11 protein-coding genes are annotated in these 12,372 nt (G+C 61.0%); 3 read left to right on the forward strand and 8 right to left on the reverse strand.

What is annotated here, in order from left to right:
- Positions 1-86: 86 nt before the first annotated feature.
- Together KK488_RS06265 and KK488_RS06270 are read left to right on the forward strand one after the other, a co-directional pair.
- Positions 87-1,508, forward strand: coding sequence for a spinster family MFS transporter (locus tag KK488_RS06265; RefSeq protein ID WP_214622275.1), 1,422 nt, complete (start codon positions 87-89; stop codon positions 1,506-1,508).
- A 2-nt stretch (positions 1,509-1,510) separates the two neighbouring features.
- Positions 1,511-2,041, forward strand: a complete 531-nt coding sequence (locus tag KK488_RS06270) for a nuclear transport factor 2 family protein (RefSeq protein ID WP_214622276.1) — start codon at positions 1,511-1,513, stop codon at positions 2,039-2,041.
- A gap of 209 nt (positions 2,042-2,250) precedes the next feature.
- On the opposite strand, the gene KK488_RS06275 is transcribed toward KK488_RS06270, so the two are convergent.
- The 7 genes from KK488_RS06275 to KK488_RS06305 form a co-directional block, all read right to left on the reverse strand.
- A complete protein-coding gene (locus KK488_RS06275) occupies positions 2,251-3,228 on the reverse strand; it encodes an aldo/keto reductase (protein ID WP_214622277.1) in 978 nt (325 codons plus the stop codon).
- 54 nt (positions 3,229-3,282) lie between these two features.
- Complete coding sequence (locus tag KK488_RS06280; RefSeq protein WP_214622278.1) at positions 3,283-3,891, reverse strand: NAD(P)-dependent oxidoreductase; 609 nt, start codon at positions 3,889-3,891, stop codon at positions 3,283-3,285.
- Positions 3,892-3,943: 52 nt separating this feature from the next.
- A complete protein-coding gene (locus KK488_RS06285) occupies positions 3,944-4,429 on the reverse strand; it encodes a GFA family protein (protein ID WP_214622279.1) in 486 nt (161 codons plus the stop codon).
- A 267-nt stretch (positions 4,430-4,696) separates the two neighbouring features.
- The gene (locus tag KK488_RS06290; protein ID WP_214622280.1) at positions 4,697-5,779 is read right to left on the reverse strand and encodes a sensor histidine kinase; all 1,083 of its coding nucleotides are present in this window, start codon (positions 5,777-5,779) and stop codon (positions 4,697-4,699) included.
- A gap of 915 nt (positions 5,780-6,694) precedes the next feature.
- Positions 6,695-7,678: a phospholipase C/P1 nuclease family protein gene (locus KK488_RS06295; RefSeq protein WP_214622281.1), complete on the reverse strand. Its 984-nt coding sequence runs from the start codon at positions 7,676-7,678 to the stop codon at positions 6,695-6,697.
- Between the two features lie 14 nt (positions 7,679-7,692).
- Positions 7,693-8,853: a YdcF family protein gene (locus tag KK488_RS06300; protein ID WP_214622282.1), complete on the reverse strand. Its 1,161-nt coding sequence runs from the start codon at positions 8,851-8,853 to the stop codon at positions 7,693-7,695.
- Entirely contained in the window at positions 8,853-11,327 is a 2,475-nt protein-coding gene (locus KK488_RS06305; protein WP_214622283.1) for a TonB-dependent receptor, read from the reverse strand. The genes KK488_RS06300 and KK488_RS06305 overlap by 1 nt, the downstream gene beginning before the upstream one ends.
- A 96-nt stretch (positions 11,328-11,423) precedes the next feature.
- Between KK488_RS06305 and KK488_RS06310 the strand changes: the two genes are divergently transcribed.
- Positions 11,424-11,798 carry a hypothetical protein gene (locus KK488_RS06310; protein ID WP_214622284.1) on the forward strand — a complete coding sequence of 125 codons (375 nt, stop codon included), beginning with the start codon at positions 11,424-11,426 and terminating at the stop codon, positions 11,796-11,798.
- A 43-nt stretch (positions 11,799-11,841) separates the two neighbouring features.
- Here KK488_RS06310 and KK488_RS06315 read toward each other — a convergent pair whose 3' ends face one another.
- A complete protein-coding gene (locus KK488_RS06315) occupies positions 11,842-12,222 on the reverse strand; it encodes a hypothetical protein (RefSeq protein WP_214622285.1) in 381 nt (126 codons plus the stop codon).
- Positions 12,223-12,372: the final 150 nt, after the last annotated feature.

Raw genomic sequence — 12,372 nt, forward strand, 5'->3', positions numbered from 1 at the left:
GCCTCCTGGCTGTCGGAGAAGTGGCTCCGACCGCGCCGTGATACACGGGGAAACAAGATGCAACCTCCGATGACAGGGGCCGTCCGGTGAGCCAGACAGGGCGGGCGGCCCACGCAGTCAGCGCGCAGGCGGGTATGCGCCTCATGCAGGCTGCCAATGCCCGGTCCTCCTCCGTCGTCCTCGCGACGCTGTTCGTGGCCTATTTTTTCAGTTCGGTGGACCGATCCATCTTCGGCATATTGGCCCAGCCGATCAAGGAAGAGTTGCTGCTCGCCGACTGGCAGCTCGGCTTCCTGACCGGCTTTGCGTTCAGCGCTGTCCATTTGGTTGTCGGCTTTCCGATGGCGCGGCTGGCCGACAAGGGCAACCGCGTCACCATCCTCTCAACTTGTATTGTACTTTGGTCGGTGATGACGGCGCTGTGCGGCCTCAGCGCCAACTTCGTCCAGCTCACGCTCGCGCGGATGGGGGTGGGCATCGGCGAGGCTGCTTGCCTGCCGGCGTCCCACTCGCTTCTCAGCGACTATTTCTCGCCGGGCTCGCGAACCAAGGCGCTCGCGATCTATGGCCTTGGATTTCCGATCGGCTCGTTCGCCGGCATGATCGTCGGCGGATTCGTTCTGGATCATTGGGGTTGGCGGGCGGCATTCTATGTCGTGGGCCTGCCGGGGATATTGATCGCGCTCGCAACGTGGCGCCTCATCCGGGAGCCCGTGCGCGGGCATCTCGATCCCGTCCAGCCGACCAATCCCGCTTTCGCGGCTCCCCTCTCCTATCGAGACGTTCTGACCATGCTTTGGCGATCCCCGGCATTGCGCCAGATGATCATCGCGCTGACCCTCTTCATGACCTTCACCGCCCCCACCGGAACATTCGTGGGGGTCTATCTCGCGCGGAAATTCCCACTCTCCTATACCGAGCTCGGCTTCATCGTGGCCATGTCGATGATGCTCGGCGCAACGATCTCGACCTTCGTCGGCGGCATCGTCACGCAGCGACTTGCGCAACACGACGAGCGCTGGCTGCAATGGTTCCCGGCGATCGGCGTCGCATTGGGCATGCCGCTCTATGTCACGGCTCTGCTGCAGGAGAGCTGGCAGGCGCTGGCGGTCTGGATGTTTCTCGGCGCGCTGGCAAATTCCGTGTGCCTGGCCCCGAGTTTCACGGTCCTCTACAATATCATTCCGCCGGGAGGCCGGGCAAAGGCATCCGTCCTTTCAAGCGTCTTCATGAGCCTGATCGGAGGGAGCATCGGCCCCGTGCTGACCGGGGGGGCAAACGACCTCATCGCCGCCCGGCTGTTCGGACACGTCGCCCCCGCCGACTTCATGGCCTCATGTCCGGGAGGACAGGCCACGCAAGGCGCCTCCGCGGCGTTGCAGGCGGCGTGCCGGACAGCGGTGGTCGATGCCACCCAGATCGTCCTGCTGACGACCATGATCCTGACAATCTGGCCGGCCTGGCATTTCTTTCTCGCCGGCCGGCACCTCAAACCTCGAAAGGCTTGACGATGACCAGACAAACTCCGTCCCGCGCGGTTCTCGGCCTTACGAACGACACGACGCCGACCCTCACGCCGCAGGACTATATCGAGATTCAGCAACTGAACGCATGCTACGCGATCTATCTCGATGACTGCACGGATGACGGTTATGCCTATGCCGATCTTTATACGGATGACGGCACGTTCGGCGTGTCGGAAAAGTGGGGCGATCCAGGCGCGACCTATGCGCGCACTCGCGACGAGCGCGCAATTGTGGCGGGAGGTGGCCCCCACGGCCGCCAGCCACCGCGCTTTGGCACAAGCCATCACGTCATCGTCAACCACAGGATCGAGCCTCGGCCCGGCGGCGCGTGGGGACGGTGCACCCTGATCGCAATGAAACTTGACGGCGACCCCGCGAGAAACGAGCCGCAGGGCGGGTATGAGGATTTTTACGTGAAGACCGCTGACGGCTGGCGCTTCAAGTCGCGTGTTCACGTGTTTCCGAATATCAAAAGCTCACTCCAGTTCGGCCCGGAGAGTCCTTACGCTCTCTGATGTTACCGCTCGCAGTGAGTAGCCTCACAGACATTATTGGTTATGAACCACGAAGTTGCTGCGACTGTATTCGAAGAGATCCCCTCGGTTTATGCGACCGCCGCGCTTCCTTCACCTCAACGGGCCGCCTCGACTTGCGTTGAACCTGCCGCTCCGTTTCTCGTTTGGCGTTCTTCGAGCTCCATTAGACCACGGGAGATTAACGGATGTCATATCGCCGTGACGGGGTGGGGCACATAGGCCTCCTCCAGCTCCGAAATTTCGTCGTCGCTTAACCTGATTTCGAGAGCAGCAACGGCGTCGTCGAGATGTTCTGTTTTCGATGCACCGATAATCGGTGAGGTTATCACCGACTTGTTGAGCAACCAGGCAAGCGCGATTTGCGCACGCGGCACGCCTCGCCTGGCAGCGACCGTCGCAACGGCGGCCGCGACCTGGCGATCCGGATCAGCGGTTTTCTCGTAAAGAGTCTTGCTGACCGCGTCAGTTTCGGACCGGAACGTTGTTTCGTCCCAATCCCGCGTCAGCTTCCCACGGGCTAGCGGGCTCCAAGGCAGCACACCAATGCCCTCGGCCTCACAAAGCGGAAGCATTTCGCGCTCCTCCTCGCGATAGAGAAGGTTCACATAATTCTGCATCGATACGAAGCGTGTCCAACCATGTTTGTCCGCGAGATGAAGCATCGTCGCGAACTCCCAGGCGTAGAGCGAGCAGGCCCCGATATATCGGACTTTTCCGGCCTTAACTAAGTCGTGGAGCGCCTCGAGTATCTCTTCCATGGGCACTTCCCGGTCCAGCCGGTGGATCTGGTAAAGGTCCACATAGTCCATGCCCAGCCGAGTGAGGCTCTGGTCGATTTCATGCATGATCGCCTTGCGACTGAGGCCCCCACCGTTCGGACCCGGGCGCATCCGCATGTGCACCTTCGTTGCGACCACAACCTCGTCGCGCGGCACCATTTCCTTGAGCAATTTTCCGACAATTTCCTCCGACGAGCCGGCGGAATACATGTTGGCGGTGTCGAAGAAATTGATCCCGCTCTCGAGCGCCTTGCGAATGATCGGCCGGCTCTTTTCTTCGTTGAGCGTCCACTCATGGGGCCCACGGAGCGGTTCGCCGAAGGTCATGCATCCCAGACAGAGCCGGGAGACCTGCAGACCGCTTGAGCCCAGTCTTATATATTGCATCCACCCATCCTTCATTTGGACGCGACATGAATTCGATTGTGAACTTGCTCCCGGTTAATAGGCGATGGTAAAGCGTTCCCGGCTATGCGCATGGCTTTCCAGTTCGTCTGCCATGGCGATCGCATAGTCCGCAAAACTGATCCTGCTTTCCCCCGCTTCGTCCCTGATGAGTTGATCTCCGCCGAGGCGGAACTGCCTCGTACGCGGTCCGACGATGAAGTTGAAAGCGGGTGAGAAGAAAACCCAATCAACGTCCTGCTCTTCTTTCAGCTCGTAGAAGAAATCGATGCCGGCCTGTGCGATCGGCTTCCAGCTGTCCGGCATCGCATCTGTGTCGATCAGGCGTCGGCCTTGATCATCCTTCAGGCTGGCGGCGCCGCCCGTGACCAGAAGTCGGCCCACGCCTGCCTTCTTGAGCGCGGCAAGCAAGGTGGCAGGCGGCACGTCGAACTTAAGAGCACTGATGACCGCATCGCATCCTGCGATTTGATCCGCCAATCGCTCAACATTCGAAGCATCGCCCACGGTCGCGGTGATGCCTTCGGCGGACGGGATCTTTTCGGGATGGCGCGCGATCGCGAGCACCTCATGTCCCCTGGCCGCCAATTCTTTTGCGATCGCGGAGCCTGCCCTACCGCTCGCACCTAACACGGCAACTTTCATCATTTCTCTCCCATGGCCGCCATTGTGCGGCGATTAACTCTGCGCTCGACGCTCACATCACCATTGTCTTGACGGGACGTTTCTTGATTTCATCGAGCTTAGCCTGGTCCTCGGCGGACCGCTTTCCGATCGCCGGGAAGGTCGGCAAGTCTGAATCGAACCGGTCCCACGCAACGGCGTCCTTGAGATAAATGACCGTCGTAGGCGTCACGACATTAGGATCATCGAGCGACCCCGCCTGCACCATGATCACGGAGCCCGGCAAGTCGCCCGACGTATAGAGACGCCCTCCGCAATTGCCGCAGAAATGCCTGGAGACGGCGCCGCCGGTGTCGCCATGGGTCAGGTAGATCTTAGGCGTGCCGCGCACTTCCAGCTGGTCGCGATGGACGCCGATAATCGTCGTATGACCCGTGCCGGTCGCCTTCTGGCAATCCTTGCAACAGCATTGGGTGCAGAAAATGGTCGGTCCATGCAGCGTGTAGCGTATGTCTCCGCAGAGGCACCCGCCCTCAACGTTTTGCCCATCCTCGACCATTTCACTCCCCCTTATCCTGTATGCCGGCTTATTTCCCACATCCGTCAATATAGTGACCTCGGTCAATCTTTATGGTCGAGTTTGGGGGTCTGTCGACGCGCTTCGTTGGAGCCCTCGCGTGGCCACGGGCGCGGATTGATTGTCACCACAATCTGAACGAATGGCCGGTTTCAGGCAAGTTGACGCGCGCGTCGAAGGTCAGACATTGGGGCGGAACCTGCCGCCTTGGGGAAAGCTATTCCCTTATTGTTTATCCAGCTCGTCAGCTTACTGCGGAGCCGCTGCAGGTCGCGCAAAAAACAATATGACCTCCGTACCAGCTCCCGGCTTCGATTTCACGGTCAGCGTCGCGCCAGCATTTTGCCGTAGGGATTGCGCAATGGCCGCACCGAGTTTGCCGGGCTTTGGCCAAGAAACGCCGTCGGGCAGTCCAACGCCATCGTCGGCTATTGTGATGAAGCAACCGGTCTCGTCTACGAGACTGTGCATCAGGATCGTGCCTCCCTCACGTCCGACAAAGGCGTGCTTTAACGCGTTGGTCATGAGCTCATTGACGACAAGGCCCGCAGGCATGGCTACGTTAATAGATACGGGCCAGGTATCGACCGTCAGATCCAGCCTGATTCCCTCGACGGCGTGGGCTTGCATCACCGACGAGGCAACCTTGCTGAGATAAGTGCCCAGATCGATACTCTCATTATCGCTCTGGCCTTGGCTGGTCAGACAGTCATAGAGCACAGACAAAGCGTTGATACGGCCTGCGAGGCGATCGAATCGCTTGCCGGCATCTTCCTCTGTCACGTTGCGTGCTTCCATCCGGATGAGCGCGGTGATCATCTGCAGATTATTCTTTACCCGGTGCTGCAGCTCGAGAAGCAGCCCATCCTTGTCGCGCAAGCTTTTCTCGAGCTCGCTCTGATCCTTCCGGACGTGTCCGACTTCCGCCAATGCCACTAGCCGAAAGGTCTCGGCACCGTCGTCATCCTGTATCGTGTTTGACCACGCATCGACCTCAAACCGACGGTCTGCCAACACGATCGAAAACCGACCCACATACTCCTCGCCGAGCTCGACGGCGTGGCTCAGCTTCTCATCGTCATTTTGAGCCGACGCCATCCCGGGCAACGCATTCCAGCCACCGCCCTCCATGTCGCGCACCGACCGGCCTGTCAGGCGCTCAAATTCAAGATTTGCATAGACAATGGCCTCCGAGGGCAGCAGCTCCGACACGGCGATCGCGACCGGGACGTGATCGAGGAACTGCTTGAACCGATCGCTTTCAAGAGCGTTGGCAAGGTTTGGCGTGTCGAGCAATTTTTCGACGCGGTCAGCCTCGGTTGGTTCATCCATATCGCACCTGAAATTGTCTCCGATCTGTGTCGACCAGCAATCCCCGCCTATGTTTGCGGAGGTCACACCAACCGAGTCCTGTTCGTAAATAAGAGATGGGTTCGCCGGCCCGAGTCTCCGGGGTCAAACGGAGGCAAGCGCGCACCGAACGATGGCAGGTTTTGAGGAAAAGCCAAGTCTCGGCGACGACTTATATTCGCCTGCACACGATTCATATGTGTCGCAAGAGCAACATTTTTGCAAAACTCCCACACTCCCACAGTTCCAAGAGCGCGAGGCTGATAGCCGCAGGAGTTGTGACGGCTTTGGCAGCCCACACTACCGGTCCGCATCGACACGGTCGTACCCCGCTCAATTCGTTCGGCGGCTCCTCGAACCCGTCAGACCGTTCTCTGTTCAAGGGGGGCTGCCCACCTTCCAGCCAGCCAGTCAGGTCCTTCAGGGCCGACGTAAGGGTCGGCCGATGGGCCGGATCTTTCCTCGCATCTGCCAGGCTAACAGCGCGCAAATGATGCTGCCTCTGTCGTGCGGGCGCTCCCGTGCAGAATCTGTCCCACACTGCATCCTTCCACCCTTGCATGAAGACCGCACCATCAAATGCCGGGACCAAACACTTTCGCTAGTACTGCGCCCCTCCGGCTCCAATATGCTTTAAAGCCTAGATACGGCATGCGGTTGAGCAGGGAGGAAGGTGGTCACGGTTGAGACACCTTCAATTGGTGACAGCGCGGCGGTTGCGCTACGTACCTCCGTGACCAGTTCTGGAGCGCCTTCGGACTCGCTGCCGGTCGATCCGGTCCCCAGATCAACCTCAAAGGCACCTGGGGATATCCACTCCGCATTTATCATCTGACTTTAGGCCAGAAGAGTGTGACCAGTTCGTCAAAAATGCGTCATGGCGCGTCGCAACATAAGCTAATCGGGCGCCGAGCCCGTCTCTGGGTTGAACTTTGGATTAGCGAAGTCGAGAGGCGAAGGCTCGACCTGGGCAGGCGGCAGGACGCTTTCCGCCCAGGCGCGGCAGAGCATGTCGCGCAGCATGGTCGCACCGGCGGCAGTGCGTTCGTAGACCATCTCGCGCACGTCCTTGTCGGCAAAGTTGGCGAAGCCGTCGCGCTTCTCCAGAGCGAAGACCGCGCCCACCTTGTCGCCAGAATGGTCGAGATAGGCAAGCACCGCGTCGAACATGTCGCCTTCCGTGCGGCTGGGCTTGCCGATGCGCGGCGCGATGTCGGCGACGGTCAGCTTCATGCCATCCACGAACTGGCTTTCGAAGCGACCATGAACGCTGCGGTCGGTGGTGTAGCCCTGCGGATTGGGGCCGCGCCAGCCGTCACTACTGACCGAATCGTGCATAGGATTGGCGCCGTCGCCAATATAGTGGCCGAGGCGGATCACGTCGAAGGCACAGTTCTGCTCGGCAACCGAGGCATTCTCGCCCGTTGCATCGGCGGCGCGAACCCGGCGCATGCAGACAACGATGCGGTCATAGGCTTCGATCGCGGCATAAGGGAGCGTCCCGGTCCAGCGCACGTTGGTCCGGGCAGCGGTCTCCGGGTCGCTATCCTTGATCTTCTCATACTGCTTGTAGAGCGCGATCACGAACTCGTACCGCGAGCGCGGGATAGGCTTCAGGAACGTGAACTGCTCGCGGAACCAGCCGTGGTTGGGGTCTTCCTCGATCTTCGAGAAATTCTCCGAATTTCCGCGCCAGCTGTCCGGTAGCAATGAGGACGCAGCGATATAATCCTCATATTTGCGCAGGAACACCGGACCATCCTCGGGAATGGCTTCGAGCGCGGCGCGATCGATAACGGTGTGCGCGGTACCGCCCCAGGCCTTCGCGACGCCCGGCATCAGGGACAGCGCGGCAATGGTAGCGAGGAAGAGTGGGCGCATTTGGTCTCTCCGGATCAGGGATCGAGGGGATCGCGCGGGTCGACCCGTGCGGATCGAGGCGAAGGGCGAAACACCAGTTCCGTGGGCGAAATCCGACGACCGACTGCCCCCGGTTGATAGCCCAGTTCGCGCGCGTTCCGGGCCACGAAATCGGGGCTTGCGATCGCAGCGCTCTGGTCGGGATTGCAGACGATCAGCGCGTCCATCTCCAAGGGCGCACCCATTGCCACGAGCAGGCGCGTGGCATTGCGCAAATTGGTGGTGGTGTGGCGCGCATAAGGCTCGACGACGATCGCATCGGCGGGCACGCCATACCGCTCGATGAGAGCGCGGCGCATCTCCTCGGCCTCGGTGAAGCGAGTTGCGCGCGGGTGGGCGCGGCCACCCGTGACGATGAGGAAAGGCACATCGCCCGCCGCGAAACGCTGTGCCGCGAGACGAAGATGATATTTGCCGAACGGGCTGAGCGACATCCCCTCAACCTCCGGGCCAACGCCGGTGATGATCATCGCGCTGTAGCGGAAGCGTTTCCAGTCGAGGCTCCTTGCGCGCTTCATCGCCGGGGCGTTGAAGCCACCGGCGAGCGGCTCATAGCCGATCGCATCGGTGCGCTCGCTCCCGTGGAGCAGGGCGAGCGCGAACTCCACGCTGGGATCGAGCGCCTGCACCGAGCCGGCACGGCCGGTCTGCGACAGCCACGCCGCAGCCTGGAGGCGCGAGCGGGTTTCCTGCGGGTCGATGGTCCCGGCGCCGTCGATCTGCGGATAAGGCGGCACCTGGCCGAGGCCGTAGGTCCGCAGGATGGCGTTGACGCCCGCAATCTCTCGCCTCGCCTGGGCGGCGGGGCCATCGTCCGCGCCCTTGCCCGGAATGGCCGCGGCGAGGATTTGCGTCTCACCGTCGGTCCACACCATCGCCTGCGCCGCGCAGCCGAGGTCAGCGCCGCAAGCCGCGCGCCGGTCCGACCGAGCGCGCAGCATGGAAGCAATCTCGGGGTCTCCCCGCAGCGCGTTAAGCGCGGCGGGATTGCCGCCCAGCGCGTCGAGTAGCGGGAACAGCCGCTGCGACAGGCCCTCCGTAAACGTGTCCCGGATGGTCTGCGCATGAACACAGACCGTCGTGAGGCAGAGCGCCGCCGCGATCAGCGGCCCCGTCCGCATGGAGGCCTTGCGCATCACCACGATTTGCCGATGACAAGGCGGAAATTGCGGCCGAAGATCGGGCGCCCGTAGATCGCCTCGGCGCTACCTTGGCCGCTCAGCGAGTCGGTGCGGGTGTTGCCTTCAGTCAGCCCATGCGCGTTGAACAGATTGTCGCCGACGACCTGCAGCTGCCACGTGCCATGCTTGACCGTGACGCCCGCACCAATCGTGCCATAAGCCGGCAGCGCGGTGTTGTTGTAGAGATCGACGTATCGCTTGCCCATGTAAGTGTAGCGGCCATAGATCGAGACGTCGGTATCACGGGTGGAGAAGTCGAAGCTCGGACGAATGTTGCCGTAAATCTTGGGCTGGCGAACGATCTGGTTGCCCTCTGCCTGCTCAGGATCGGCACCGGTAGCGCTTTGGAAGTTCTTGTATTTCGGGTCGCTAACCGTCAGCGCGCCATTCAGCGTGAACCAGGGGGTCACGCTCCAGGCGCCGTCGAACTCGACGCCCTTGACCTGCGCTTCGCCGATGAAGGGGACATTGACGTCGTTACGGCCCGTGGTCGGATCGAAGGCCAGGAACGAGGCATTGAGCGGATCGAAATTGGTGTAAAAGCCCGTGACGTAGAGATACGAACGCCCCATCGACAGCTTCAGACCCGCCTCGAACTGATCGGCCACGGTAGTGATGATTGTCGGATTGATGCTCATCACGGTCTGCACGTTGGGCGGCGTCTCGAGGTGCGAGGCGCGGCCGTAGATGCCGACATGGGCGGAGAAGTCGTAGTTCGCGCCGACGGTCCAGTTGGTGGCATTCGGCTTGAGCTTCTGGTTCCGGATCACGCCGGTGAAGGCGCGAGTGGTGTCGTCGGCCAGCGTGGTGGCATCGCCCAAGTTCGCTTGCTCGGTCAGCGCGGCCCAGCCCTCGTAGCTGTAGCGCTCGTGGCGGATCCCGCCGTCGAGACGCAGGCCGGGCGCGATCTCCCATGTATCGTTGGCGTAGAGTGCGAACATCTTGGCATCGCTATCCCCCTGATTAAGCGTTGCGGCATAATTGAGCACGCCCTTGTCGGTTACGCGGCCCACCACCTGCCCGGCGGCGTTATAACCCACAAGATCCAGCGTGCGGGGCTCTCCAGCCACTTCGATCAGATAGTTCTGATAAAGGGTGCGGCTGTCCTCACCATAGAGGCTGCCGTAGACGCCCAACTTGATGTCATGAGTGCCGATGCCCGTGTCGAACTTCCGCGCCACGGATAGATTCGCCTGACCCGAGTAGAATTTCGAGTGAATGTCGCGATACTGGCCCTGCATCACCAGGCCGGAGGCTGCATAGGGATCATAGACCGTCGTCGTCCCCGACAGCACGTAGCCGAAGCGGACCGCGCCGAAAGGCGCCCCGCCCGCGCGGTTGAGATAGCCGTTGGCAAAGGCGTTGCCGTCGACGGGATTGGTCGTCGAATAGAAGGCCGTGAAGTCGTTCTTGCCCTGCGTGTATCCGGCGGCGGCGGTCACCAGCCAGCCGTCGAAGTCGCCTTCGTAATGCGCGCCGAAGTTCACTATCTGCAGGTGGCGGCCATCTGACAGGTCGGAGTTGCCACTCTGGATGACGCCGTTGCCGTCCCGATATTTGAGGTTCACGTTCCGGAAGGCCGGAGAGTTCATCGTGCCGGAGAAATAGTCGATATACTGGTCCAGCGATTTGCGGGGATCACGCGGGTCGGCGGTCGGGATCGGCAGGTAGAAGACGTTGTGATCGTTGACGTAGTTGAAGTTCAGCTTGATGAACCCGTTGTCCGTCACGTGCTTGATGTTCGCGCGGATCTGGCCGCCCTTGTCGTTGGGGAAGCCGTTGTCGCGATAGCCGTCGTGGTAGCGCAGGAAACCGCCCACGGCATAATAGGTGTCCGTCGCCAGCTTGCCTGCCTGATAGGCGTCGAGGCGATACAGGCCGGTGTCGCCCAGTGTGACCTGCGCCTTGCCGCGCGCTTCCTCACGGCCGGTCACGGTGATCGCATTAATGATCGCGCCCGAGTAGCTGGCGTAGACCGGGGCCGGACCGCCGCGCACGACTTCGACATGGTCTGTCATCAGATCCTGCTTGAGGATCGCGTCGCCACGGAAGAAAACACCGTCGTTTTCGTGGAACAGCGGCAGGCCGTCCTGCTGAAAGCTTACGAAGCCGCCGTCGTTGGGCAGGCCACGGATGCGATAGATGTTCTGCACTTCACCGCCTGTAATCTCGGTCTGGAAGCCGGGGAGCTGGCCGATAAGATCGGCAAAGTTCACCGGCGAGATCTTCTCGACGTCTTCCTGGGAGATCGTATTGACCGCATAGGACACATCGAAACGGCGCTCGGCGCGGGTCGATCCAGTAACGATAATTTCGTCTCCGATCGCCTCGTTCGCAGCAGCGGGCCGATCTTCTTCCGCGTAAGCGGGCGCAAAGGGGGTGGTCAGCGCGGCAAAGGCCACGCCGGCGGCGAGAACAGTCTTGAGCATGAAGACCCCTTATTCTTAGCACCTCCAACGAGGCGACGGGCGGCCCTCTGGACCCGTACTATGACGCTTTTATGTAGACCTTTGAAAAGCAATAAAATGGATCACCTGATGGCCACTGGGCTTTCCGTCACCATCAAACGGATGCTCCCGTGGATTCCCGGAGCGGAAGATCCATCGATTGATGAGCCCGCTACGCCGTCTGGCGCTGGCAATGACGTCACCCGATTTCTGCGATTCCTCGCCCATTCCCGCGCAATGGAGCGCCGCCCCGCGGTGCAACGCGCCCTAGCGCGGGAGAACGCGGTACAGGCCGCCCTCGAGCCAGAAGGAAGCGCATTCATCCCGTCCAAAATAGGCTGCATATGCCTCCTTAAGGCCTGGCGACCGCGCCGTCGTTCGTCCATGAATATAGGTCGGCTTTCCAAGGGCTATGTCGATGCGGTCAAGGTCCGCTTTGTTGGCGGTAAGTGACGTGACGTTGGTATGTACCGAGGCGAATTTGGGCAGAGTCCAGTCAGCCGGCGGCACTCGCCACGCCAAGCAATTCCGCCGTCAGAGCTTCGGGGTGATCGAGCATGACGTCGTGACCGCACGCAATCTCGCTCGTCGTCCAGCCGCGCGCCTTTGCGCGGTCATAAGAGCGCGTGAACGGTGTATCCCCCCATCCGACGCATAGATGAAATGGTTTCGCGCAATCTGCGACAGCCCGCCGTTCAGCCGGAGTTGCTGCTGGAAGGTCGCCAGCGGCTGGGGCGTGCACTGCCACCCAATCGCGATCCCGCGCATTGACGTTGAAGACTTCGGCGGGGATACGTTCTACATGGTGCGCCAGCTTTGTCGACGACCCGGACCGCCGGTCCTCAGAACCAGCGGGCACGAGCTGACTTTCGTTCATTCATGCCCCTGAACGTCGGCTAAGTCGGACACCGCGTAATTGATCTAGCCACCCTCCTGGATGGTACGAAGTCGTGTGAACGCTTCAATGCAGGAGGGTGACCGATGTCGATCTATGCAGGATTGGATGTTAGCGACAAGACCACGCATA

The sequence above is a fragment of the Sphingobium nicotianae genome (assembly GCF_018603885.1).
GTDB lineage: Bacteria > Pseudomonadota > Alphaproteobacteria > Sphingomonadales > Sphingomonadaceae > Sphingobium > Sphingobium nicotianae.